Annotated in this window: 17 protein-coding genes; 3 read left to right on the plus strand and 14 right to left on the minus strand. The window is 69.2% G+C overall.

Annotated features, from left to right (window positions below; genetic code table 11):
* Positions 1–73: 73 nt before the first annotated feature.
* The 8 genes from dxs to ngcE form a co-directional block, all read right to left on the minus strand.
* Positions 74–2,005 carry a 1-deoxy-D-xylulose-5-phosphate synthase gene (gene dxs, locus ABZ386_RS14325; protein WP_355716497.1) on the minus strand — a complete coding sequence of 644 codons (1,932 nt, stop codon included), beginning with the start codon at positions 2,003–2,005 and terminating at the stop codon, positions 74–76.
* 189 nt (positions 2,006–2,194) lie between these two features.
* A complete protein-coding gene (locus tag ABZ386_RS14330) occupies positions 2,195–3,493 on the minus strand; it encodes a sugar ABC transporter permease (RefSeq protein ID WP_351334495.1) in 1,299 nt (432 codons plus the stop codon).
* The gene (locus ABZ386_RS14335; RefSeq protein WP_010033972.1) at positions 3,490–4,281 is read right to left on the minus strand and encodes an ATP-binding cassette domain-containing protein; all 792 of its coding nucleotides are present in this window, start codon (positions 4,279–4,281) and stop codon (positions 3,490–3,492) included. The genes ABZ386_RS14330 and ABZ386_RS14335 overlap by 4 nt, the downstream gene beginning before the upstream one ends.
* Before the next feature lie 184 nt (positions 4,282–4,465).
* On the minus strand, positions 4,466–5,566 hold the full coding sequence (locus ABZ386_RS14340; RefSeq protein WP_351335224.1) for a sugar ABC transporter substrate-binding protein: 1,101 nt from the start codon (positions 5,564–5,566) through the stop codon (positions 4,466–4,468).
* A gap of 133 nt (positions 5,567–5,699) precedes the next feature.
* Complete coding sequence (locus ABZ386_RS14345) at positions 5,700–6,911, minus strand: ROK family transcriptional regulator (protein WP_351334491.1); 1,212 nt, start codon at positions 6,909–6,911, stop codon at positions 5,700–5,702.
* A gap of 541 nt (positions 6,912–7,452) precedes the next feature.
* On the minus strand, positions 7,453–8,376 hold the full coding sequence (locus ABZ386_RS14350; RefSeq protein WP_351334489.1) for a carbohydrate ABC transporter permease: 924 nt from the start codon (positions 8,374–8,376) through the stop codon (positions 7,453–7,455).
* 5 nt (positions 8,377–8,381) lie between these two features.
* The gene (locus tag ABZ386_RS14355; RefSeq protein ID WP_355719541.1) at positions 8,382–9,308 is read right to left on the minus strand and encodes a sugar ABC transporter permease; all 927 of its coding nucleotides are present in this window, start codon (positions 9,306–9,308) and stop codon (positions 8,382–8,384) included.
* A gap of 42 nt (positions 9,309–9,350) precedes the next feature.
* Entirely contained in the window at positions 9,351–10,805 is a 1,455-nt protein-coding gene (gene ngcE / locus ABZ386_RS14360) for an N-acetylglucosamine/diacetylchitobiose ABC transporter substrate-binding protein (protein ID WP_351334483.1), read from the minus strand.
* 406 nt (positions 10,806–11,211) lie between these two features.
* Between ngcE and ABZ386_RS14365 the strand changes: the two genes are divergently transcribed.
* Positions 11,212–15,009 carry a GH92 family glycosyl hydrolase gene (locus ABZ386_RS14365; protein ID WP_358964832.1) on the plus strand — a complete coding sequence of 1,266 codons (3,798 nt, stop codon included), beginning with the start codon at positions 11,212–11,214 and terminating at the stop codon, positions 15,007–15,009.
* 20 nt (positions 15,010–15,029) lie between these two features.
* A complete protein-coding gene (locus tag ABZ386_RS14370; RefSeq protein ID WP_358964833.1) occupies positions 15,030–17,003 on the plus strand; it encodes an alpha-glucuronidase in 1,974 nt (657 codons plus the stop codon).
* Here the strand turns inward: ABZ386_RS14370 and ABZ386_RS14375 are convergent.
* From ABZ386_RS14375 to ABZ386_RS14395, 5 genes are read right to left on the minus strand one after another with little or no spacing between them, the layout of a single operon-like run.
* On the minus strand, positions 16,997–19,003 hold the full coding sequence (locus ABZ386_RS14375; RefSeq protein ID WP_358964834.1) for a beta-galactosidase: 2,007 nt from the start codon (positions 19,001–19,003) through the stop codon (positions 16,997–16,999). The two genes, ABZ386_RS14370 and ABZ386_RS14375, sit on opposite strands and share 7 nt — an antisense overlap.
* The gene (locus tag ABZ386_RS14380) at positions 19,000–19,683 is read right to left on the minus strand and encodes a hypothetical protein (protein WP_356499965.1); all 684 of its coding nucleotides are present in this window, start codon (positions 19,681–19,683) and stop codon (positions 19,000–19,002) included. Before ABZ386_RS14380 ends, ABZ386_RS14375 begins: the two co-directional genes overlap by 4 nt.
* A gap of 34 nt (positions 19,684–19,717) precedes the next feature.
* Positions 19,718–21,373 (minus strand): extracellular solute-binding protein, encoded by a 1,656-nt coding sequence (locus ABZ386_RS14385; protein WP_351335221.1) that lies wholly within the window; start codon positions 21,371–21,373, stop codon positions 19,718–19,720.
* Positions 21,374–21,395: 22 nt separating this feature from the next.
* Complete coding sequence (locus tag ABZ386_RS14390) at positions 21,396–22,268, minus strand: carbohydrate ABC transporter permease (RefSeq protein ID WP_351334470.1); 873 nt, start codon at positions 22,266–22,268, stop codon at positions 21,396–21,398.
* Complete coding sequence (locus ABZ386_RS14395; RefSeq protein WP_351334467.1) at positions 22,262–23,257, minus strand: ABC transporter permease subunit; 996 nt, start codon at positions 23,255–23,257, stop codon at positions 22,262–22,264. The genes ABZ386_RS14390 and ABZ386_RS14395 overlap by 7 nt, the downstream gene beginning before the upstream one ends.
* A gap of 231 nt (positions 23,258–23,488) precedes the next feature.
* Between ABZ386_RS14395 and ABZ386_RS14400 the strand changes: the two genes are divergently transcribed.
* Positions 23,489–24,490: an acetylxylan esterase gene (locus ABZ386_RS14400; RefSeq protein WP_358964835.1), complete on the plus strand. Its 1,002-nt coding sequence runs from the start codon at positions 23,489–23,491 to the stop codon at positions 24,488–24,490.
* A 156-nt stretch (positions 24,491–24,646) separates the two neighbouring features.
* Here ABZ386_RS14400 and ABZ386_RS14405 read toward each other — a convergent pair whose 3' ends face one another.
* A complete protein-coding gene (locus ABZ386_RS14405) occupies positions 24,647–25,057 on the minus strand; it encodes an MmpS family transport accessory protein (protein ID WP_356615442.1) in 411 nt (136 codons plus the stop codon).
* Between the last annotated feature and the right edge of the window lie 63 nt (positions 25,058–25,120).

Raw genomic sequence — 25,120 nt, forward strand, 5'->3', positions numbered from 1 at the left:
TTCACGCCAATGGGCCGGTTTCACCACCCTCATGGTGGTGAGACCGGCCCATTCGGCGGTGCCTGGGTGGGCGTCAGTCGCGCGCGGGCTCCACGGCGTCGACGGCGTCCGCGGTGCTGCGCTCGTACCGCCCGTCCAGCTTGGCGACCAGGCCGGTCACCTGCCGGGCGATGTCCGGCGCGGTGAGGCCGATCTCGGCGAGGACCTCGGCGCGCGAGGCGTGGTCGAGGAAGCGCGGCGGGATGCCGAAGTCGCGCAGCGGCACGTCGACGCCCGCGTCGCGCAGCGCCTGCGCGATCGCCGATCCGACACCGCCGACCCGGCTGTTGTCCTCGACGGTGACGACGACGCGGTGCCGCTCGGCGAGCGGGGCCATGGCCTCGTCGACGGGTTTGACCCAGCGCGGGTCGACGACGGTGGTGGAGATGCCCTGCTTGTCGAGGAGGCCGGCGATCTCCAGGCACATCGGCGCGAGGGCGCCGACCGAGACCAGCAGCACGTCCGGCCGGTCGGTGCCGGGCTCGCGCAGCACGTCCATGCCGCCGACGTGGCCCACGGCGGGTACGGCGGGACCGACGGCGCCCTTGGAGAAGCGGACCACGGTCGGCGCGTCGTCGACGGCGACGGCCTCGCGCAGCTGGGCGCGGACCTGGTCGGCGTCGCGCGGCGCGGCCAGCCGCAGCCCGGGCACGACCTGAAGGATCGACATGTCCCACATGCCGTTGTGGGAGGCGCCGTCGGTGCCGGTGACACCGGCCCGGTCGAGGACGAAGGTGACACCGCACTTGTGCAGGGCCACGTCCATCAGCACCTGGTCGAAGGCCCGGTTGAGGAAGGTGGCGTACACCGCGAACACCGGGTGCACACCGCCCGTCGCCAGGCCGGCCGCGGAGACGGCGCCGTGCTGCTCGGCGATGCCGACGTCGTAGACCCGCTCGGGGAAGCGCTTGGCGAACCGGTCCAGGCCCACCGGCTGGAGCATGGCGGCCGTGATGGCGACGATGTCCTCGCGCTCCTCGCCGAGCTTGACCATCTCGTCGCCGAAGACGGAGGTCCAGTCGGCGCCGGAGGTGGCGATCGGCAGGCCCGTGTCGGGGTGGATCTTGCCGACGGCGTGGAAGCGGTCGGCCTCGTCCTGGAGGGCGGGCTGGTAGCCGCGGCCCTTCTCGGTGAGGCAGTGCACGATGACGGGCCCGCCGAACCGCTTGGCCCGGGCGAGCGCGGACTCCAGCGCCTCGATGTCGTGGCCGTCGATCGGGCCGACGTACTTCAGGCCGAGGTCCTCGAACATGCCCTGCGGGGCGATGAAGTCCTTCAGGCCCTTCTTCGCGCCGTGCAGGGTGTCGTAGAGCGGCCTGCCGACGACCGGGGTGCGCTCCAGGACCTCCTTGGTGCGGGCGAGGAACCGCTCGTAGCCGTCGGTGGTGCGCAGGGTCGCCAGGTGGTTGGCGAGGCCGCCGATGGTCGGCGCGTAGGAACGCTCGTTGTCGTTGACGACGATGACGAGCGGGCGGTCCTTGGCGTCGGCGATGTTGTTCAGCGCCTCCCAGGCCATGCCGCCGGTCAGGGCGCCGTCACCGATGACGGCCACCACGTGGTCGTCGCGCTTCATGAGCTGGTTGGCCTTGGCGATGCCGTCGGCCCAGCCGAGGACGGTCGAGGCGTGCGAGTTCTCGATGACGTCGTGCTCGGACTCGGCCTGCGAGGGGTAGCCGGACAGGCCGCCCTTCATCTTCAGCTTGGAGAAGTCCTGGCGGCCGGTGAGCAGCTTGTGGACGTAGGACTGGTGGCCGGTGTCCCAGAGCACCTTGTCCTTGGGGGATTCGAAGACCCGGTGCAGGGCGATGGTGAGCTCCACCACGCCGAGGTTGGGGCCGAGGTGACCGCCGGTCTTGGAGACCGCTTCGACAAGGAAGGTCCGGATCTCCTCCGCCAGCTGGTTCAGCTCCTCCAGGCTGAGCCGGTCCAGATCGCGCGGTCCCCTGATACGGGTCAGCAGCGGCACCCGTGCCTCCTTGCAGTAGAGCTGATCGAGCTGTTGCCGGGCGTGTCGAGTCTAATGTTCCGCCCCTGCGGACCGTGCCGAGGCCGTGCGTCATACGTCACGCATTCGGCTGTACCCAACTTGTGCCCCACCTACGACACGACTGTGCCCGGCACCTGTCGATGCCGGGCACAGCGAGGGTCTTCGGCGCTACGCGCGACCCGCGGTCTTCTGGGTCTTGCGCGTCACCGCGTCGATGACGACCGTGGCGAGGAGCACACCACCGGTGATCATGTACTGCACCGGGGAGGCGATGCCCTCCAGCGCGAGCCCGTACTGGATCGACACGATCACCAGCACACCGAGCAGCGCGTTCCACGTGCGGCCGCGGCCGCCGAAGAGGGACGTGCCACCGATCACCGCCGCGGCGATCGCGTTCATCAGCAGGTCACCACCGCCGGCGCCCTGGTTGGCCGCCGCGATCTTCGAGGCGATGAACAGACCGCCCACCGCGGCGAAGGTGCCGGAGATCGCGAACACCGAGATCCGGACCCTCTCCACGTTGATGCCGGCGCGGCGCGAGGCCTCGACGCTGCCGCCGAGCGCGAACACCTTGCGGCCGTACGCGGTGCGCCGCAGCACGAAGTCCGTCACCAGCAGCACCACGATGAAGATCACCACGGCCAGCGGCAGGCCCTTGTACTGGTTGAAGACGATCGCGACGGCGAAGGCCACGATCGCCAGCAGCACCGTGCGCAGCACGGTCTCGCTCAGCGGCCGCGACGGCACGCCCGCGGCCTCACGGCGCCGGTTGCCGAGGAAGGAGCTGAGGAAGTACCCGGCGGTCACCACGGCGGCCAGCCCGTACGCGGCGGCCACGTCGGAGAAGTAGTAGCTGGTCAGCTGGGCCACGACCCCGTCCGGGTCGAGGTTGATCGTGCCGTTGTCGCCCAGGATCTGGAGCATGAAGCCGTTCCAGAACAGCAGACCGGCCAGGGTGACGGCGAACGCGGGGACGCCGATCTTCGCGAAGAAGAAGCCGTGCAGCACGCCGGCGACCGTGCCGGTGAGGATGGCCAGCACGAAGGCGAGCCACTCGTTCATGCCGTTGGTGACGTTCAGCACCGCGAAGCTGGCGCCGGCCACACCGGACACCGAGCCGACCGACAGGTCGATCTCGCCGAGCAGCAGCACGAACACGATGCCGACGGCGATCATGCCCGTGCCGACCATGGCGACGGACATGTCGGACAGGTTGCCCGCGGTGAGGAAGTTGGAGTTCAGGCTCGTGAAGATGATCCAGATGACCGCCAGGCCGATGACGACCGGGATGGAACCCAGGTCACCGGACTTCATCTTCCGCTTGAACTCGGTGACGTATCCGGCGAGGCCCTGCTCGCGCACCAGCAGCCGGGGGTCGACGACCGTGACGGCGGCCTTGGCCGCCTCGGGGTTCTCCACGACGTGCTCTTCGGATCCCGGAGCCGCGGAGGTCTTGTCGATGCTCACTTGGAAACCTCCCCGTTCGTGCGCGCCGCACGGCGGGTCACGGCGTTGTCGGTGGCGCCGGTGATGGCGGAGATGATCTCTTCCTGCGAGGTCGACTTGACCTCGAAGACGCCGTTGTTGCGCCCGAGGCGCAGCACGGCGACCTTGTCCGCGACGGCCTTGACGTCGGCCATGTTGTGGCTGATGAGGATCACCGCGTGGCCGCGCTCGCGCAGCCGCTCGACCAGGTCGAGGACCTGGGCGGTCTGCTCGACGCCGAGCGCGGCGGTGGGCTCGTCGAGGATGACCAGCTTCGGCTCGCCGAGCATGGACCGGGCGATGGCCACGGTCTGGCGCTGGCCGCCGGAGAGCGAGGCGATCGGGATGCGGACGCTGGGGATGCGGATCGACAGCGTGTCGAGGAGCTCGCGGGAGCGGCGCTCCATCTCCACCTCGTCCAGGACGCCGCGCTTGCGGATCTCCCGGCCCAGGTAGAGGTTGCCGACGACGTCGATGTTGTCGCAGAGCGCGAGGTCCTGGTAGACGGTCGCGATGCCCAGGTTCTGGGCGTCGTGCGGCTTGTTGATCTGGACGGACCTGCCGTCCCATTCGATGACGCCCTCATCGATGGGGTGCACGCCGGCGATCGTCTTGACCAGCGTGGACTTTCCGGCGCCGTTGTCGCCCACCAGGGCGACCACCTCACCGGCGTGGACCTCAAGCTCTACGTCGGTGAGCGCCTGAACGGCACCGAACCGCTTGGAGACCCCGCGCAACGCCAGCACGGGCGTAGCGGACACGTGAACCATCTCCTTCGCCGCCTGACCCGGCGGGAGGTTGTGCAGAAGTGTGGGAGGAGTGGTCACTCCGGCGCCCCGCGGAGCTTGCGGGGCTGTGTGGCGGGGCGCCGGAGGAACTCGGGACAGCCGGTCCGCGCGGAGCCACGGGAGTCCGGGGCGGACTCCCGTGGTCGTCGGCGGACCTGACGGCTGCTTACTTGAGACCGATCTTGTCGCAGGCGGCCTTGTACTTGCCCGCGCAGATCTCGTTCACCGTGTAGATGCCGTCCTTGATGACGGTGTCCTTGATGTTGTCCTTGGTCAGCGAGACGACCGGGACCAGGACGGAGGGGATGGCCTTGGTGGTCGGGCTGTCGACCTTGTCCTTGGCGATCGAGTCGAGCGACTTGCCCTGGGCGAGGGCGACGGCCATCTCGGCCGCGACGTCCGCCTCCTGCGGGTAGGGCTTGTAGACGCTCATGTACTGCTCACCGGTGACGATGCGCTGCACACCCGCGAGCTCGGCGTCCTGGCCGGTGACGGGGATGTCGGCGATGCCGGCCGCCTTCAGGGCGGTGATGATGCCGCCCGCCATGCCGTCGTTGGCGGAGTAGACGCCGACGATCTTGTCCTTGCCGAGGGCGGAGATGGCACCCTCCATGTTGGAGTTGGCGTTCTCCGGCTTCCACTCCTTGGTGTCGTACTCGCGGCCGATCTTCACCTTGCCGTCGAGCACGGAGTGCGCGCCCTGCTTGAACTGGGCGGCGTTCGGGTCGGTGGCAGACCCGTTCATCATGACGATCTGGCCGTCCTTGGCCTTGTCGCCCAGCGCCTTCAGCAGGGCCTCGCCCTGGGTCTTGCCGACGGTGACGTTGTCGAACGAGGTGTAGGCGTCGATCGGGCCCTCGGCCAGGCGGTCGTAGGCGACGACGGGGATGCCCGCGTCCTTGGCCTTCTTCACCGAGCCGGCGATGGCCTTGGAGTCCACCGCGTCCACGATCAGCACGTCGACCTTGTTGGACACCATGGTGTCCACCTGCTGGTTCTGCTTGGCCGCGTCCTGGTTGGCGTTGGCGTAGACGACCTCGCCCTTGCCGCTCGTGAGCTCCTTGACCTTCTTCTCGATGAGCGGCCGGTCGAACTTCTCGTAGCGCGCGGTCGCGTTCTCCGGAAGGAGCAGGCCGACCTTGATGTCGTCGCCCTTCTTGGCGGACCCGGTGGAGTCGGCCTTGTCGCCGGACTCCTTGGCGCTGCCACAGGCAGCAAGCGAAACGGCCATCGCACCGGCGGCAATAGCAACGGCGGCGCGACGCATACGCGTGTTCACTTCAGAAACCTCCCTGACGAGGCCGCGACATTGCGGCCGAGGTGGCTGGAAGTCAACTCGGCCACACGTGCGACGTCAAGAAGTAAATCCTTAACGAGATGGCAACGGTGCCATCCGTTCTCTAAGTGAAGGCAGGGGTCGACGCCTGCAGCGCCCCGACGGCAGTCCCGTCCAAAAGTGTTGAATCACCCATCTCGCTGAGTGCGAGGGCGAGCGCTCCGAGCACCTCCGCACGGCCGCCGAGTGCCCCGGGGAGAACGGACAGCTGGCGCGCCGCGCTGGGGATGGCGTAGCGGCCGACGGACTCCCGGATCGGCCCGAGCACCAGCTCACCGGCCTCGGCGAGATCACCGCCGAGGACCACCCGGCTCGGGTTCAGAAGGTTGCAGAGATTGGCCACTCCACTGCCGATGTGGCGGCCGACGTCGGCGATCACCCGACGGCAGCCCGGGTCTCCGTCCCGGGCGAGCCGTACGACGCCTTCCATGGTCAGGTCGGTGCCGTGGCTGGACTGGAGGAGCGGGAGCACGTAGCGCGCGGCCGCGAAGGTCTCCAGGCAGCCGCGGTTGCCGCAGCGGCAGACCGGGCCGGATTCGTCGAGTGTAATATGTCCGATTTCTCCGGCGGTGCCGCCGGGGCCTCGGTAGATCTTTCCGCTGATCACCAGGCCGGCGCCGACGCCGCTGGCGACCTTGATGTAGGCCAGGTCGCGGACGCCCCGGCCGCTGCCCCAGACCATCTCGCCGAGGGCGCCGAGGTTGGCGTCGTTGTCGACGTGCACGGGGACGCCGAGGCGGCCGCGGAGTTCCTCGGCGGGCTTGGTGCCGGTCCAGCCGGGGAGAATGGCCGTCGAGCCGAGGGTGCCGGACTCCACGTCGATCGGGCCGGGGACGCCGAGGCCGACGCCGGCGATCTTGGAGCGGTCGACGCCGGTGGCCTCGACGAGGCGGGTGACCAGCTGTTCCGCGCGGTCGAAGCCCTGGGTGGACGAGGCGTCCACGTCCAGGGGCTCGGACTCCTCCGCCAGGACCTGGTGGGCGAGGTTGCCGATGGCGACGCGGAGGTGGGTGTGACCGAAGTCGACGCCTATGACGATGCCGGCGTCGCCGCTCAGCGACACGCTGCGGGCCCTGCGGCCGCCTGCCGAGGTGGGGGTGACCTCGACGGTTCCGCTGTCCTTCAACTCACGGACGATGTTGGAGACCGTCGCCGCGGACAGGCCTGTCGTCCGCGCGATCTCGGCCTGGGTGAGGGAGCCCGCCAGGCGCACGGCTCGTACGACCCGCTCCAGGTTGGCTCGGTGCAGTGACGACTGCGACCCCGGAGTCTCCACGACGACCTCCTGCGCACGGGGCCGCTTCGATGAGACCCCGTCTATGTCCAACTAGTGAACTCTAAGCTGAGCCGTTCGGGTTGCCTCCCGTCAAGAGGTTGAACTGATTCCGGGGGGTGCGCGGGTGGTTGCGCAGGGCTACGTGATGGTTCGCGCTTTCTATCGGCCGAGGTGGGCGGGGGTGCGGGTGCTTGCTCCTGCCGCCGGGTGTGGGTCGGGGACGTGTCGGGGGGTGTCCGTCCTCGGAACGGCGCGATGGGGTCGAATACCGACGAACCGCCCGTTGACGCGCCAACCGCTGCGGGCGGACACCCCCCGACACGTCCCCTTCCGTAGGACGGCGCGTGCGGGCGCGTCGTGGCTGCTCGCCCAGCCGCCCGGGCCGCGGCGCGGGCTCCGCCGCCCTGACGCCGGGTGTGGGTGCGCAATCGCTTCACCCAGCTGCGGGCAATCGTGCCGCCAAGGGCGGCACGGGTGGGCGCAGCGGTACCCCGTTTCGCCGGGTTGCGGGTCCACCCGGCGGTGGAGAAACCGGCTCGGGCTACTTCAGCGCGCCCGCCGTCAAGCCCTGCACCACCTGCCGTTGGAAGATGATGTACGCCGCCAGCACCGGCAGCATCGCCATCACCAAGCCCGCGAACAGGCCCGACCAGTCGCCCTTGTAGCCCTGGCTCACGGCCAGCTGGACCAGGCCCTGGGTGAGGACCCGCTTGTCGGGGTCCGTGTTGAGGACCGTGGGGAGCATGTACTGGTTCCACTGGCCCAGGAAGTTGAAGATGCCGACGCTGACCAGGCCGGGCTTGGCCATGGGCAGCATGATCTGGAAGAACGTGCGGCTGTGGGACGCCCCGTCGACGAAGGCCGCTTCCGCGATGGACGTCGGCAGCGTGCGGAAGAACGCCGTCAGGAAGAACACCGTGAACGGCAGCGAGTACGCGATGTAGACCAGGATCAGGCCGTGGATGGTGTTCAGCAGGCCCATGTTGTTCACGACGTAGAACAGCGGGACCAGCGCGAGCATGATCGGGAAGCTCATGCCGCCGATGAACAGGTAGTAGACGAACCGGTTGCCCGGGAAGTCGAAGCGGGCCAGGACGTAGGCCGCCATCGAGCCGAGGACGAGCGTGCCGACGAGCGAACCGCCCACCACCAGGACGGTGTTGAGGAAGTAGTCGCTCATGTTGGCCTGGGTCCACGCCCGCGACCAGTTGTCGAAGTGCAGGGAGTCGGGGAGCGACCAGGGCGAGCTGAAGATGGAGCGGTCGTCCTTGAAGGACGTCATGACCGCCCAGAGCAGCGGCATGACCACCATGACCGCCCAGATGACGAGGACGCCGTGGGAGAAGACGTTGAGGACCGTGCCCTCTTTCTTCTCCTTCGGGGACGGAGGCGGGGGCGTGTCCGTCTTGGTGATCGGCGCGCCGGACTCGGCCGGGAGGGGAGCGGGGGTTTCGGTCGTCTTCATCTGCGTCAGTACTCCAGCCGCTCGCGACGGCCCAGCCGCATCACCACGGCGGCGAAGGCCAGCGTGACGACGAGCAGGGCGACACCGATGGTGGTGGCGTAGGCGGCCTGCCCGTCCCGGAACGCCTTCTGGTACACGTACAGGACCATGACGGTGGTCGAGTAGTCGGGGCCGCCCGGCCCGGTCGTCATGATCTGCACGACCGCGAACGACTCGGCGCCCAGGGCGAGGATGCCCATGTAGACCCAGCCGGACTGCACCGTGTCCCAGAGGAGGGGCAGGGTGACCCGGAAGAACGTGGTGAAGCGGTTCGCGCCGTCCAGCAGCGCCGCCTCGTACATCTCCGCCGGGATGGAGGCCATGCCGGCGGAGAAGAGGACGACGAAGAAGCCGACCGTCGACCAGACGAGGACCGCCATCACCGCCCAGAGGGCCAGATCGGGGTCGCCCAGCCACAGGGGCTGGACGTTGTCGAGGCCGATGCCGCGCAGCACCGAGTTGATCGCGCCGCTGTCCGGGTTGTACGCGAACGCGAACAGCAGCGCGACGATGGCGATCGAGAGGACCTGCGGGAAGAAATAGACGATCTTGTAGAAGGAGGAGCCGCGGACGCCGGAGACGGCCGGGCCGTTCTTCCGCTTTCTTCCGCCTACGTTGATCATGAATGCGAAGAACAGCGCCAGACTGATCGTCACCACCGGCAGCAGGAGCGCGAACAGCAGGCTGTGCTGCAACGACTTCCAGAAGATCTCGTCGTCGAGCATCCGGCTGTAGTTGTCGAAACCGACCATCTTGAATTCGGGACTCAGGCCGGTCCAGTCCGTGAACGAGTAGTAGATGGACTGGATGAACGGCCAGATCACGAAGAGCGCGTACAGTCCCAGGGGCAGCGCGAGGAAGCCCACGATGAACCGGTACTTGCCGTGCTGCATCGCCACTCCGGTGCCGTTGCGGAAAATGGGTTTCCGGTGCTGTTACTGGTGTTTGTAGTGCTTGATCGAGGTGTCCTTGGCGGTCTCGTCGGCGAAGGCCTGGATCTTCTTGATGGCCTCGGCGGGGGTGAGGCGGCCGGCCATCATCTCGCCCAGGCCGGAGACGCCGATCTTCTCCTTCTGCAACTGCACGTACCAGTCCTGCATTCGGGGGTTCACGACGTTCTCGCCGGCCTTCTCCAGGGCCGCGACGCCCGACTTCAGACCGGGGGTGAGGGTGATGCCGTCGGTGCCGCCGTTGTACGCGGTCAGTGACTTCACCTTGCTGGTGAAGTTCTTCGAGGACGCCTCACTGAGCATGATGCGCAGTTGTTCCATGCCGCCCTCGGCGTTCTTCGCCTTGGCCGGGACGATGAAGGGCTCGCCGCCGGAGGCCCAGATCGTGCCGAAGGGCAGCTTGTCGGAGGAGTCGATGCCGGTGGGTGCGGAGACCGCGAGGTCGAAGTCCTCCGGGATGACGTTGGCCGACTCGTTCTCCACCCAGGAGCCGTTCGGGATGAACAGCGCCTTGCCCTCGGCCCAGGCGGTCTGCGACTGGATGTGGTCCAGGCCCGGGGTGCCCTTGAGGACGTAGCCCTTCTTGTAGAGCTCGTAGTACGCGTCGAAGCAGGCCTTGACGGCCGGGTGCTTCCAGGCGTTCGGCTCCAGGTTGTCGATGGCGTCGAGGACCTCGCGGCCGCCGACCTTGCCGATCATCGGATAGAGGGAGAAGGGGAGGTAGTACGGGTATTTGCCCGCGTACGTCCAGCCCGCCATGCCCTTCTTCTTGGCCTTCTCGCAGACCGCGAGCATCTGGTCCCAGGTCTCCGGGTACTGCTCGTCGAGCGAGTCGAGGGCCTTCCGCGAGTACCAGACGCCGTAGACGGTGTAGGCGTAGTACATGATCCAGACCGGATCGCCGTCGAGTTGGCCCATCTCCACGATGCCGGGGCGCAGCGTGTCGCGGACCTTCTTGGCCGGGTCGTCGTAGGACGGGGCGTCCAGCAGCGGGGTGAGGTCGGTGAGCTGCCGCTTGCTCGCGAGGACGCCCATGTCCATCTGCTCGGCGCCGGAGTTGTCGATGAGGTCCGGCGGGGTGCCCTGGTTGAAGCGGGGCTGGAGCGTGGACTGGATCTTCTGGGTGGCGGAGAACTTCACCTTCACCTTGGGGAAGTTCTTCTCGTAGATCTTCACGGCGTCCTCGGCGTACTCCTTGCCGAAACCGCCGTCGAACAGCACGAATTCCATGCCCGCGGTGTCGTTGACGCCGAGCGGGTTCTTCTCGGTCTTCTTGCCTGCCTTGGCCTTGTCACCGCTGTCGCCGCCGCCGCTGCTGGCGCAGGCGGACAGGAAACTCATCGTGGGGACGGAGATCAGCCCGAGCGCGGCGGACCGTTTGATCAGATCACGGCGGCCGACACCCTCGGTGCCATGGTTCTCGGCGGAAGTGGATCCCATGCTCAAGTCCTCGCCTTCTCCAGGACTCAGGCGGTGAACCGGATCCTTCCCGGCACCGCGATCGGGTCAAGCTGGGTCGTGCAGGAAAGTGCGGGTGCTGACATGCGGGCACTGACGGGCGCTGACGTACGGGCGCTGACGTGCGGATCGTGTGAAGCGTCCGACAGGTATAGTCCACTTCCCGCCAGCGGATCAAGATCGAACACAAGGTTGGCCGTGGGTCTTATCCGAGTTGAGACCTCGCGGAAGTATGAGCGGCCTGTGTGTTCTCCGGCGGAAAAATCCCGGTCGTCGCCCCCGAATGCCACAGGCAACACCCTTGACACTCCTCACCACTTGGGCAACTACTGGTCCTTGCGCATCGAAGGTGACAACGTTGTCCACTGCGCAGGGAGGGTACCCGTTGATGCAGCGGAAAGCTCGGCACAGATGGGGTGCGGCGGTCGTGTCGGCGGCCGCCTTCGCTTTGGCCCTGAACTCACAGGGCGTTGCGGTCGCACTGCCCGAAGCCCCCGAGGCCCCGGACCGGAAGTTCGCGTCCTCCTTCGAGGCGGATGACCCGGTTCCGGACTGGCAGAGCACCGTCGACACCGCTCCGGACGGCAGCAAGCGGGCCTCGGGCGTGGACGGCGGCTACAGCAGCGGCATACCGGGCAATGTGACGGATCAGGTCACGGACGTCCGGGCCAGTGCCGAGAACACGGGCGGCGGCGAGGTGAAGGAGAACCTCGTCGACGGCGAGCCGAGCACCAAGTGGCTCACCTTCGAACCCACCGGCTGGGCCGAGTTAGACCTGGACAAGCCGGTCAAACTGGTGCGTTACGCGCTGACGTCGGCCAACGACCACGACGAGCGCGACCCCGCGGACTGGACCCTGAAGGGCTCGGCCGACGGCACGGACTGGAAGACCCTCGACACCCGCTCGGGTGAATCCTTCGCCGAGCGGTTCCAGACGAAGACGTACGACCTGGCGGAGCCCGCCGAGTACCGGCACTTCCGGCTCGACGTCACCGGCAACAACGGCGGCGACATCCTCCAGCTCGCCGACCTCCAGCTGTCCACCGGCGGCGGTGCCGGGCCCGTCCCGCAGGACATGCTCTCCCTCGTCGACCGCGGCCCGAGCGGCTCCCCCACCGCCAAGGCGGGCGCCGGGTTCACCGGAAAGCGGGCCCTGCGTTACGCCGGCCGGCACATCGCCGACGGGCGGGCGTACTCGTACAACAAGGTGTTCGACGTGAACGTGGCCGTCGGCCGGAACACACGGTTGTCGTACCGGATCTTCCCGTCGATGGCGGACGGTGACCTCTACTACGACGCGACGAACGTCTCCGTCGACCTCGTCTTCACCGACGGCACCCAGCTGAGCGAGCTGCGCGCCACCGACCAGCACGGCTACCCGCTGACCCCGCGGGGGCAGGGCGCCGCGAAGATCCTCTACGTCAACCAGTGGAACAACGTCGTGTCGCGGGTCGGGTCGGTGGCCGCCGGGAAGACCGTGGACCGGATCCTGGTGGCGTACGACTCGCCGAAGGGGCCGGCGAAGTTCCGGGGGTGGCTGGACGACGTGAGCATCGAGTCCGTCGCTCCCGAGCGGCCGAAGGCGCACCTGTCGGACTACGCGGTGACCACGCGCGGCACCAACTCCAGCGGCGGCTTCTCGCGGGGCAACAACTTCCCGGCGACGGCCGTGCCGCATGGCTTCAACTTCTGGACGCCGGTGACCAACGCGGGTTCGCTGAGCTGGCTGTACGACTACGCGCGAGCGAACAACGCGGACAACCTGCCGACGATCCAGGCGTTCAGCGCGAGCCACGAGCCGAGCCCGTGGATGGGTGACCGGCAGACCTTCCAGGTGATGCCGTCCGTGGCCGGCGGGACCCCGGAGTACGGGCGGGAGGCGCGGGAGCTGGCCTTCCGGCACGAGAACGAGATCGCGCGGCCGTACTACTACGGGGTGCGGTTCGAGAACGGGCTGAAGGCCGAGATGGCGCCGACCGATCATGCGGCGGCCCTCCGCTTCACCTACCCGGGCGATGACGCGAGCGTCCTGTTCGACAATGTGACCGACCAGGCGGGGCTCACGCTCGACCAGGAGAACGGGGTTGTCACCGGCTACTCGGACGTGAAGTCCGGGCTGTCGACCGGCGCGACCCGGCTCTTCGTCTACGGCGAGTTCGACAAGCCGGTGACCGACGGGGACTCCAGCGGCGTCAAGGGCTATCTGCGCTTCAAGGCCGACGACCGGACCGTCACCCTGCGCCTGGCGACCTCGCTCATCAGCCTCGACCAGGCCAGGGACAACCTCCGCCAGGAGATCCCGGAGGGCCGGTCCTTCGAGGCGGTGAAGAGGAGCGCCCAGCGGCAGTGGGACCGGCTGCTCGGCAAGGTCGAGGTGGAGGGCGCGACGCCCGACCAGCTGACGACGCTGTACTCCAGCCTGTATCGGCTGTACCTGTACCCGAACTCCGGCTTCGAGAAGGTCGGGGGCAAGTACCGGTACGCCTCGCCGTTCTCCCCTATGCCGAACCCGGACACCCCGACGCACACCGGCGCGAAGATCGTCGACGGCAAGGTGTACGTCAACAACGGTTTCTGGGACACCTACCGGACGACCTGGCCCGCGTACGCGTTCCTGACCCCGTCGCGGGCGGGTGAGCTGGTCGACGGGTTCGTGCAGCAGTACAAGGACGGCGGCTGGACCTCGCGCTGGTCCTCCCCCGGCTACGCGGACCTGATGACGGGCACCTCCTCGGACGTGGCGTTCGCGGACGCGTACGTCAAGGGCGTCGGCTTCGACGCGAAGGCGGCGTACGACGCGGCCGTGAAGAACGCGACGGTCGTCCCGCCGAACTCGGGCGTCGGCCGCAAGGGCATGGCCACCTCCCCCTTCCTCGGCTACACGAGCACCGACACCCACGAGGGCCTGTCCTGGGCGCTGGAGGGCTACCTCAACGACTACGGCATCTCCCGCATGGGCCTCAAGCTGTACGAGGAGACCGGTGAGCGGCGCTACGAGGAGGAGTCGGAGTACTTCCTGAACCGCGCCCGGGACTACGTGAACCTCTTCGACAAGAAGGCCGGGTTCTTCCAGGGCCGGGACGCGAAGGGCGACTGGCGGGTCGAGTCGTCAAAGTACGACCCGCGGGTGTGGGGCCACGACTACACCGAGACCAACGGCTGGGGCTACGCCTTCACCGCCCCGCAGGACAGCCGGGGTCTGGCCAACCTCTACGGCGGGCGCAAGGGCCTCGCCGACAAGCTCGACGAGTACCTGTCCACCCCCGAGACGGCCTCCCCCGAGTTCGTCGGCTCCTACGGTGGGGTCATCCATGAGATGACCGAGGCGCGGGACGTGCGGATGGGCATGTACGGGCACTCCAACCAGGTCGCCCACCACGCCCTGTACATGTACGACGCGGCCGGGCAGCCCTGGAAGACGCAGAAGAACGTCCGCGAGGTGCTGTCGCGGCTGTACACCGGCAGCGAGATCGGGCAGGGCTACCACGGTGACGAGGACAACGGGGAGCAGTCGGCCTGGTTCCTGTTCTCCGCGCTCGGCTTCTACCCGCTGGTGATGGGCAGCGGCGAGTACGCGATCGGCTCGCCCCTGTTCACCAAGGCGACCGTGCACCTGGAGAACGGGCGCGAGCTGGTGGTGAAGGCGCCGCGCAACAGCGCGAGGAACGTCTATGTGCAGGGGCTGAAGGTCAACGGCCGTACCTGGTCGAAGACTTCGCTGCCGCACTCGCTGGTCGCCAAGGGTGGTGTCCTGGAGTTCGACATGGGTCCGAGGCCGTCGTCGTGGGGCACGGGCGAGGACGCGGCGCCCGTGTCGATCACGCAGGACGACGAGGTGCCGGCGCCCCGGGCGGACCTGCTGAGGGGTGAGGGCGCCCTGTTCGACGACACGTCGGCGACGGACGCGGCGGTGACGTCCGTGGACCTGCCGGTCCGCGAGGGTGCGAAGGCCGTCCAGTACACCCTGACGTCGTCGGCGGACCGGGCGAAGGCACCGGTCGGCTGGACGCTCCAGGGCTCCACGGACGGCGAGACCTGGCGGACGCTGGACCGGCGCTCCGGGGAGGCCTTCGCCTGGGACCGGCAGACCCGCGCTTTCTCGGTGAAGACGCCGGGTACGTACGAGAGGTACCGCCTGGTCCTCGACGGCGAGGCGACGCTGGCGGAGGTCGAACTGCTCGGCTGACCAGATGAGTTGGGGGTCTCATGCCGCTTCCCGTGCCCGTCCTGCCCGAGGGTGTCGACCCGGCCTGGCTGCCGCCCGCCGCCTTCCGGGCGGTCGGCGGGCGGCGGACGCTGATCCGAGGATCGGGGCCGCTGGTGGAGACGGTGCACGGGGAGCTGGCCGAGGCCTGCCGGCGGTTCGGCGGCCGAGTGGTGCGGGACGCGTCGGACGACGGCCCGTACGACCTGGTCCTCGGCCTCGGTGCGGACGGTCCCGGCGACGAGGGCTTCACCGTCGCCCGCGAGGGCGGCACGACGACCGTCACCGCCTCCGGTGGGCGCGGGCTGCTGTACGGGCTGTTCCACGTGGTGCGGCTCGGCGAGGACGCCTTCTCCGGTGAGCGGGTCCGCGAGGCCCACCGCCCCGCGCTCGCCCTGCGCATGCTCGACCACTGGGACAACGTGGCCGTGCACCCGGTCATGGGGCAGGTGGAGCGCGGGTACGCGGGTGGCTCGCTGTTCTGGCAGGACGGCCGGGCGCGCGGCGACCTGGAGCGGGTGCGGGCGTACGGCAGGCTGCTGGCGGCGTGCGGGATCAACGCGCTCTCCGTGAACAACGTCAACGTGCACGCGACCGAGGCGCGGCTGCTGACCGACCGGATCGGTGACGTGGCCGCGATCGCCGGGGCGTTGCGGCCGTACGGCATCCGCACCCACCTGTCGGTCTCCTTCGCCGCGCCGCTCCTGCTCGGCGGGCTGCCCACGGCCGATCCGCTGGACGCGGCCGTGCGCGCCTGGTGGGCCGAGGTGACGCGGCGGGTGTACGAGGCGATCCCCGACTTCGGCGGGTACGTGGTGAAGGCCGACTCGGAGGGGCAGCCGGGGCCGTTCGCGTACGGCCGCAGCCACGCCGACGGCGCCAACCTGCTGGCGGCGGCGCTGGAGCCGTTCGGCGGCACCGTGCACTGGCGGGCGTTCGTCTACGACCACCGACAGGACTGGCGGGACCGCACGACCGACCGGGCGCGGGCCGCGTACGACCATTTCGTGCCGCTGGACGGGGAGTTCGCCCCGAACGCAGTGCTCCAGGTCAAGCACGGGCCGATGGACTTCCAGGTGCGGGAGCCCGTCTCGCCGCTGATCGGCGCGATGCCGCGCACCCGGCTCGCGGTGGAGCTGCAGGCCACGCAGGAGTACACCGGGCAGCAGCGGCATGTGTGCTGGCTGGGGCCGATGTGGAGCGAGGTGCTGCGGTTTCCGCTCGAACAGGGCGTGCCCGTCGGGGAGTTGGCGCGTGGCGGGCTGGTCGCCGTGTCCAACGCCGGTGACGATCCGTTCTGGACGGGGCATCCGCTCGCCCAGGCCAACCTGTACACCTTCGGACGGCTCGCCTGGCGGCCGGACGCCGATCCGGGGGCCGTCCTCGACGAGTGGATCCGGCTCACCTTCGGGCCGGGACCGGCGGCCGGGCTGCACGCGGTCCTGGACGGCTCGTGGCGGACGTACGAGAAGTACACCGCGCCCTTGGGCGTGGGATTCATGGTGCAGCCGGGGCACCACTACGGACCGAGCGTGGACGGCTACGAGTACAGCCCCTGGGGGACGTACCACTTCGCCGACCGGGACGGGGTCGGCGTCGACCGCAGCGTGGCGACCGGCACCGGGTACGCCGGGCAGTACGGCAAGCCCTGGGCCGAGGTCTACGAGTCCGCGGACAGCTGCCCCGACGAGCTGCTGCTGTTCTTCCACCACGTGTCGTACTCACACATGCTGAAGAGCGGGAAGACGGTGATCCAGCACATCTACGACACGCACTTCGAAGGCGTTGAGGAGGTGGAGGCGGCCCGGGAGGTGTGGGCCGGGCTCGTGGACCTCGTCGACCCCGCGCGCCACACGCGGGTGACGGAACTCCTCGAGGAGCAGCTCCGCTGCGCCCGCGAGTGGCGCGATCAGGTCAACAGCTACTTCTTCCGGAAGTCGGGTGTGCCGGACGCACACGGTCGGCGCGTCTACTGAAGGATCGCCACGCCCAGGGGGTCGAGGACCAGGGGTTCGCCCCGGTCCACCCGCTTGCCGGTGAGCAGGTCGGTGGTGGTGGCGTGGGCGGTCAGGCGGGCGGGTGCGGGGGCGTGGTTGAGGAGGAAGAGCAGGGGGGTGCCGTCGGTGGCGATCCGGGTCGCCGTCTCCACCGCCGGGTGGCCGGCGTAGGGGCCGAGCAGGTCGTGGCGGGTCAGGATCCGGCGTACGACCTGGTCGACGCCCGGCTGGTCGAGGGCGGTGGCGACGTACCAGCCCTCGCCGGCGCCGAACGGGTGGCGGGTCACGGCCGGGGTGCCGGCGTAGAAGTCGGTGCCGTAGGTGGCGACCGGTTCGGCGCCGCGCGGCAGCACGATCTCGAAGACGAGCCGGGCCTCGGTGCCCAGCTCGGGGACGGGTTGGGTGAACTCCGGTGGGCGGGCGTCCCATTCGTCCACGCGGATGCCCATGAGCGGGGCGAGCGGGCCGGGGACGTCGGTGCGGAAGGCCCGGTCGTGCTGGTCGACGCGGCCGGAGAGGAAGGTGGTCAGGACCGTGCCGCCGCGTGCGGCCACGGCTTCGAGGCGGGTGGCGAGGTCGCCCTTGACCATGTGGAGGGCGGGGGCGAGGACCACGTCGTAGGGGGTGAGGCCGGCGGTCTGCGGGACGACGTCCACGTCGGCACCGGCCGCGCGGGCGGCCCGGTAGTAGGCGTGGACCACGTCCGGGTACTTGACCAGCCGGGACGGGCCGTCGGAGATCTCCAGGGCCCACCAGCTGTCCCAGTCGAAGAGGAGGGCGGTGCGGGCCGGGGTGCGGGCGCCGAGGGTGCGGTCCCCCAGGATCTCCAGTTCCCGCCCCAGTTCGGCGACTTCGCGGAAGACGCGGGTGTCGTCGCGGCCCGCGTGGCCGATGACCGCCCCGTGGTACTTCTCGCAGGCGCCGCGTGAGGCGCGCAGCTGGAAGTAGAGGGCGGCGTCCGCGCCGTGGGCGATCGCCTGGAAGGTGGCGAGGCGGAGTTCGCCGGGGCGCCGGAGCGGGTTGACGTCCCGGCACGCGGTGGTGGAGGGGGTCTGCTCCATCAGCCAGAAGGGGGCGCCGTCCTTCAGGCCGCGCATCAGGTCGTGGGCGAGGGCGGGCCGGGTCGGCGGGGCGTCCAGGGGCGGGTAGTTGTCCCAGGAGGCGAAGTCGAGGTGGGGCGCCCAGCGGTGGTAGTCGAGGGGGCGAAAGGTGCCCATGAGGTTGGTGGTGACGGGCGTGTCCGGGTCGTGGGCGCGGATCACCTCCTTCTCGGCCAGGAAGCAGCCGAGGAGGGCGTCGGTGGTGAACCGGTGGTAGTCGAGGGTGATGCCCTGGAAGGCGGTGTGGTCCGGGCCGCGCCAGTGCTCGGTGAGGGCGTTCGGCGGCTCGATCTGGTCCCAGTCGGTGTAGCGGTGCGACCAGAAGGTGGTCCACCATGCGTCGTTGAGGGCGTCGAGGCTGCCGTGCCGGTCCCGGAGCCACTCGCGGAACGCCTCGGCGCACAGGTCGCAGTAGCAGGCGCCGCCGTACTCGTTGTTGATGTGCCAGGCGAGCAGGGCCGGGTGGTGCGCGTACCGTTCGGCGAGGCGGGCGGCGAGCGCGGTGGCGTGCTCGCGGTACGCCGGGGAGCTGGGGCAGAAGTTGTGGCGCTGGCCGTAGCGGTGGCGGCGGCCCTCGAAGTCGGTGCGGTTGACCTCGGGGTGACGCTTGGCGAGCCAGGGCGGGAGGGCGGCGGTGCCGGTGGCCAGGCAGACCTGCCGGCCCTCGGCGGCGGTCCGGTCGAGGATGCGGTCCAGCACGGTGAAGTCGTAGGTGTCGGGGGCGGGTTGGGTGAGGGACCAGCTGAAGACGCCGACGGTGAGGGTGTCGACGCCGGCCCGGGTGAACAGGCGGTGGTCCTCGTCCCAGACCTCCTCGGGCCACTGCTCGGGGTTGTAGTCGCCGCCGTACGGGATCTTCGGGGTGCGGGGCGCGCTCATGCGGTGAACTCCTCCCGGGTCTCGGTGATCACCGAGCGGCTGCCGTGCAGCAGGGACAGCAGCAGCGGGGCGGCCAGCAGGGCGGGCGCGGCCTCCGTCAGCAGGGCGGTCAGCGCGGCCGTCAGGACGAGCAGGGAGGCGGCGGCGAGGGTGGCGCGGCCGTGCCGGAGCAGGAAGTACCCGGCGAGGCGGGCGGTGTCCCGGGCGCGGAACGCGAAGAGCGAGGTGAGGACGAGGGCGTGCGCGCCCCAGAGGAGGGAGCCGGCACCGATCACCGCGAGCAGGACCGCCCACCAGCCGGGCAGGCCGGTGGCGGCGAAGTGGGTGAGGGTGAAGGCGATCACCGTCAGCCAGGCCAGCAGCGGGGTCCACAGTTTCAGCGCCGGCAGGGCGTTGAGCCGCCAGCCGCGCAGGTAGGCGCGGGCCGGGTGCAGTTCGGTGAGGTCGCGGCTGCGGTGGTGGAGGGCGTAGAGCGCGGCGGACAGGGCCGGTCCGAGGGGCAGCAGGCACAGCGCAGCGAGGGGGAGGTTGGCCGGGTCGGGGCCGAGCAGGAGCAGTCCGGCCAGGCCCGGGGCGGCGGCCAGGAGCAGCAGCGCCTCGACGGTGAGGACGGTGTGGATCAGGGCGGAGGCGCGGGAGAGGGTTCCGGTGCCGAAGCCGGAGGTCCGTACGGTGCTCATGCGGGGGCTCCGGTGTCGGAGCCGGGGACGCGGATCACCCGTTCTCCTTCTTGAACCGCTCGTACGCCTTGTTGTGCAGGTCGACGAACTGCTGCATGTTCTTCGACTTCAGCTCCGAGACGTAGGCATCCCACTCGGACAGCGGGCGCTTGCCGAGGACGAACCGGAGGGTGTTCTGGATGACGGTGTCCTTCAGCGGGGTCTCCCAGAGGGTCGCCTGCTCCTGCTCGAAGGACTGCAGCGGGTGGGCCGGGGCGATGGGCGTCTGTCGGCGCTGGGACATCGCGTCCTGGAACTTCTTCTCGTCGGGGCTGAACATGGAGGAGACCAGCTCCCAGCTGCCGCCGTAGGCGAAGACGCCGTTGTAGAAGCCGAAGTCCTTCTGCATGTCCTTCGGCGCGTCCGGGTCGGAACCCATGAGGCTGATGCCGGGCTTCAGCCTGTACCGGCTTCCGGAGCGGGTGTAGGTGACGCCCTCGACGCCCCAGCGGGCCAGTCGCTGGCCCTCGTCCGAGTACCAGAGCCAGTCCACGAACTGCATCATGGCGACGAAGTTGTCGCTCTTCAGGGCCTTGCTGGAGATCATCACGCCGTTCTCCAGCCGGACGCCGCCCAGCACGACCGGGCCGGCCGGCCCGAGCGGCACCGGGATCATCTCGATCTTCGCTCCCTTGACCTGCTTCTCCAGGTTGTACCGGTATTCCTGCACCAGTACCTGCGGGTTGGCGCTGATCGCGAACGACTTCTCGCCCAGCAGCTTCTGCGCGGCCTCGTCGTCGGTCTGGGTGAAGCTCTCCGGGTCCACCAGTTTCTCGGCGACCAGTTTCCGCACGAACTCGATCATCTGCCGGTAGGCGTCCGTGGCTCCGGTGAAGACGAACTTCCCGGCGTTCGCGTCCCAGTCGATGGGGTTGTGCGTCCATCCGGCCCGGACTCCGTACGCCTGGCCCAGGTAGCTGAAGAGGGCGGCGGCGGGGTAGGGCGTGTTCTTGCTCCAGCGGTCGGAGAACGGGTAGCGGTCCGGGTACTCCTCCCTGATCGCCCTGAAGACCTCGTACACCTCGTCCCAGGTGGTGGGCGGGTTCAGCCCGAGCCGGTCGAGGATGTCCGTGCGCAGCGCCAGCGAGTAGCCGGATCTGGCCTTCTCGTGCAGGCCGGGCAGCAGATAGAACTTGCCGTCGGACTGCCGGATGGAGTCGATCTCCGGCTCCAGCTTCCAGCGCCTCACCTTGTCCCGGAAGTTGGGCATCAGATGCACGTAGTCGCTGACCGGGAGGATCGCGCCCGACGACACGAACGCGACCTCCGAGGGGTGGTACGTCTTGGGGATCAGGAACGGGGCGTCACCCGAGCCGATCAGGACGCTGCGCTTCTTCTCGTAGTCGACCAGGGGGACGGCGACGGGTTCGAGGGTGACGCCGGTGCGCCGGGAGAGCTCCTTCCAGAACAGCCAGTCGTTCTTCATCGGGTAGACGGGGTTGTTGTTGTGCAGGACCGAGAAGGACAGCGGCTTGGCCGCCTTGAACTGCTGGCCGACGCGGTACTCCTTCATCGCGCCGTCCCTCTTCTTCGACAGGTCCTTGGAGTCCCCGCCGCCGTCGCCGCTGCCGCAGCCGGTGAGGGTGGCCAGGCCGATGAAACCGGCGGCGGACAGGATCTGACGCCGCGACAGCTGTCCTGCGTTGTTCAGGGATGACACGGGCACTCCTTTGTTAGCCCTTGACCGCGCCGAGCATCACGCCCGAGACGAAGTAGCGCTGGACGAACGGATAGACACAGAGGATGGGCAGCGAGGTCAGCACGATCGTGACCGCCTGGATGTTCGCCCCCACCTGGCTGAGCTGCGCGTCGGCGGCACCGGCGTTGCCGCCCGTCGTGGCGCCGGAGATGAGGTTGCGCAGATAGACGGTGACCGGCATCAGCTCGGATTTGTCCATGTACAGGAAGGCGCTGAACCAGGAGTTCCAGAAGGACACCGAGTAGAACAGCACCATCGTCGCGACGACCGCCTTCGACAGGGGCAGCACGATCCGCAGCAGAACGCCGTACGTGCTCAGGCCGTCGATCTGCGCGGCCTCCTCCAGTTCCGTCGGCAGGTTCTCGAAGAACGCCTTCATCACCAGCAGGTTGAACACGCTGATGGCGTTGGGGAGCGCGATGGCCCAGACGCTGTTCTTCAGGCCGAGGCTCGTGACGAGGACGTAGTTGGGGATCAGGCCCCCGGTGAAGAACATGGTGAACACGGCGACGCCGACCAGGACGCCGCGTCCCTTGAGGTGCTTCTTGGACAGGACGTAGGCGTAACAGGTGGTCAGGACCATGGCCACGACGGTCGCGACGACCGTGTACAGCACGGTGTTGCCGTAGTTGCGCCAGAACATCGAGTCCTCGAACACGATCTTGTACGTGGTGAGGTTGAACCCCTTGGGCCACAGCGTCACTTCACCGGCCCGGATGTGCCGCTCCGCACTGAACGAGCGGGCGATGATGTTGGCGAACGGGTACAGGGTGACGATCACGACCAGGGTGAGGACGACCCCGTTGACGCCCTGGAAGACCCGGTAGGAGCGGCTCGGCTTCACCACAGGCTCGTCCCCACTGTGCGGCGCGAGAGCTGGTTCGCGGACGTGATCAGGACCAGGCCGATGATCGCCTCGAACAGCCCGATGGCGGCGGCGTAGCTGAAGCTGTTGGACTCGACACCGGCCCGGTAGACGTAGGTCGAGATGACGTCGGCGGTGGGATACGTCAGCGGGTTGTACAGCAGCAGGACCTTCTCGAAGCCGACCGCCATGAACGTGCCGATGTTGAGGATCAGCAGCGTGACCATGGTGGGCCGGATGCCGGGCAGGGTGACGTGCCAGATCTGCTGCCAGCGGTTGGCACCGTCGATGCGCGCGGCCTCGTACAGGTCCTCGTCGATGGTGGTGAGCGCGGCGAGGTAGAGGATCGTGCCCCAGCCGGCGGTCTGCCAGACCTCCGAGCCGACGTAGATCGTGCGGAACCACTCGGGTTCCTGGATGAAGCGGATCGGTTCGTGCCCGAACCAGCCGAGGACGTGGTTGACCGGGCCGTCACTGGCCAGCATCTGCATCGTGATGCCCGCGACGATCACGATCGACAGGAAGTGCGGGAGGTACGACACGGACTGCACGAACCGCTTCAGGGAGCGCCGGCGGACCTCGTTCAGCAGCAGCGCCAGCACGATCGGGACCGGGAAGCAGAACAGCAGCGTGAGCCCGCCGATCCACAGGGTGTTGCGGAAGACCTGCCAGAAGGTGGGGTCGCTGAGGAACATCTGCACATAGCGCAGGCCCACCCACTCCTCGCCGAAGATCGACCCGCCCGGCTCGAAGCGCCGGAAGGCGATCACGTTGCCGAGCATCGGCAGATAGCGGAAGACCAGGAAGAACAGCAGCGGCAGGATCGCCAGCGAGTACAGCTGCCAGTCGCGGCGCAGCGCCCGCCGCCAGCCGGTCCGGGCGGGCGTCCGGTTCCCGCGTCGTCGGGGTGCGGCCCGGGCCGGAGGCGGGTCCTCGGTGCCCGGCGGGGCCGGCGTGGTGGACGTGCTCATTGCTCGGGCCTCCCGTGGGCATGGGACGCGGAACCGAAACTTTCGAGCGCTTACCGGTAACTTCGCGGCAACTTAAGGGCAGGAGAAAGCGCTGTCAATGGGTGCTGCGGGAGTCGGCCGGGGCGCCTGTGCCGCGTTGGAAACCCGTCGAACCTGGGTAGACCCCTGGGGCCCACCCTCGTCCATCGTCGCAAGTTTCTGGATGACCACCGACTCCTGCGAGGTGCCGCCGTGCCCGCGTTCGACCTGCCGCTGACGGAACTGGAGCGCCATCGCCCGGAGGTCGGGGAGCCCGCCGACTTCGACGCGTTCTGGCTGAGCACGCTGAAGGAGGCCGGGCAGGCGGACCCGCTGGTGTCGGTGCGGCCGGTGGAGACGGGCCTGCGGCTGACCCGGACCTGGGACGTGACGTTCCGGGGCTTCGCGGGCGACCCGGTGCGCGCCTGGTTCAGCAGGCCGGCCGGGGCCGGTGGTGAACTCCTGCCCGCCGTCGTCGAGTTCGCCGGGTACGGGCGCGGCCGGGGCCTCCCGCACGAGCGCCTGACCTGGGTGAACGCCGGGTACGCGCATCTGCTCATGGACAACCGCGGCCAGGGCGACCAGTACGGCTGTGGCGGAGACACGCCCGACCCGCACGGCACCGCGCCCGGCGGTCCGGGGCCGGCGGTGCGTGGGCTGCTCGCCCCCGAGGACTACCACTACCGGCGCCTGATCACGGACGCGGTGCGCGCGATCGCGGCGGTGCGGGCACTGCCCGGCGTCGACCCCGCCCGGACCGTGGCCGTCGGCAACAGCCAGGGCGGCGGGCTGGCCCTTGCGGTCGCCGGGCTCGTTCCCGATCTGGCGGCGCTGCTGGTCACGGCCCCGCTGCTGTGCGGGATCCGCCGCGCCCTCGACCTCACCGACGCGGGCCCGTACGGCGAGATCGCCGCCTACCTCTCCGTCCACCGGGGCGCCGAGCACGCCGCCTACCGCACGCTGTCCTACGTCGAGGGCGTCTCCTTCGCCCGCCGCGCCCAGGCCCCGGCCCACTTCGGCGTCGGCCTGCGCGACACGGTCTGCCCGCCGAGCGGGGCGTACGCGGCGTTCAACCGCTACGCCGAACTGACCGACGCGGATCCGGAGAAGGAGATCCACGCCTATCCGTTCAACGGCCACGAGGGCGGTGACGCGGTACAGGTGCGCCGCCAACTGGGGTGGCTGTCGGTGGTGTTGGCTGCCGGGGGGCGATGACCGTAGGGCGCCGTCGTAGAGGGTCGTCGTAGGGGCTCGTCGAGCGTCGGCTGCCTTCCCGAGGGGCCGTTCGAGTCCGCTCGGAGTGCGGCCGGTTGAACCCGGCCGGCCGGACGCGGCCGCCGGGCCGCGCCGCCCCGGCCGGGCGGCCCGGGGTCAGCCCGTGATCGGAGACTCCGCGGTGCAGCCCCCGGCGGTCACCAGGCCGCCGGCGCTCTGCTCCTCGAGCACCTTGCCCTTGTGGATGATCTTGCAGGTGACCTGGGCGCCCTCGGGGTCCGCGGCGACCGGCATGACCGCCGCGGGCATGATGCCGCGCAGCGTGACCGTCTTCTTCCACGGCAGCTCCGGCTTCGACACCGACTCGACCTTCGGCTCCATGGCCTTGCCGCCCCCGCCGTGGAACTCGATCGAGTCGACGTTCTTCCCGGTGACCTCGTAGGTGACCTCGTACGTCTCGTCCACCGCCTTGTCGACCTGGTCGACCGCCTCGGAGCAGGAGCTGAGGCCGAGCGCGAGACCGGTGACGGCGATGGTGCAGACGGCTGCGCGGATGGTGCGGTTCAAGGATCCCCCCGGATCGTGAAAGGTCGGAGCCGCAGCCAATCCCAAAGGGAAAGCAAAGTCAAC

Origin of the sequence: Streptomyces sp. NPDC006140 (genome assembly GCF_040628815.1) — a bacterium.
Classification (GTDB): Bacteria; Actinomycetota; Actinomycetes; order Streptomycetales; family Streptomycetaceae; genus Streptomyces.

Excerpts from the sequence above, each read along its gene's own strand:
- ABZ386_RS14340 (WP_351335224.1), bottom strand. The coding sequence starts at position 5,566 with ATGCGTCGCGCCGCCGTTGCTATTGCCGCCGGTGCGATGGCCGTTTCG.
- ABZ386_RS14395 (WP_351334467.1), bottom strand. The coding sequence starts at position 23,257 with ATGAGCACGTCCACCACGCCGGCCCCGCCGGGCACCGAGGACCCGCCT.
- ABZ386_RS14370 (WP_358964833.1), top strand. The coding sequence starts at position 15,030 with ATGCCGCTTCCCGTGCCCGTCCTGCCCGAGGGTGTCGACCCGGCCTGG.
- ABZ386_RS14355 (WP_355719541.1), bottom strand. The coding sequence starts at position 9,308 with ATGCAGCACGGCAAGTACCGGTTCATCGTGGGCTTCCTCGCGCTGCCC.
- ABZ386_RS14375 (WP_358964834.1), bottom strand. The coding sequence starts at position 19,003 with ATGAGCGCGCCCCGCACCCCGAAGATCCCGTACGGCGGCGACTACAAC.
- ABZ386_RS14350 (WP_351334489.1), bottom strand. The coding sequence starts at position 8,376 with ATGAAGACGACCGAAACCCCCGCTCCCCTCCCGGCCGAGTCCGGCGCG.
- ABZ386_RS14365 (WP_358964832.1), top strand. The coding sequence starts at position 11,212 with ATGCAGCGGAAAGCTCGGCACAGATGGGGTGCGGCGGTCGTGTCGGCG.
- ABZ386_RS14380 (WP_356499965.1), bottom strand. The coding sequence starts at position 19,683 with ATGAGCACCGTACGGACCTCCGGCTTCGGCACCGGAACCCTCTCCCGC.
- ngcE (WP_351334483.1), bottom strand. The coding sequence starts at position 10,805 with ATGGGATCCACTTCCGCCGAGAACCATGGCACCGAGGGTGTCGGCCGC.
- ABZ386_RS14335 (WP_010033972.1), bottom strand. The coding sequence starts at position 4,281 with ATGGTTCACGTGTCCGCTACGCCCGTGCTGGCGTTGCGCGGGGTCTCC.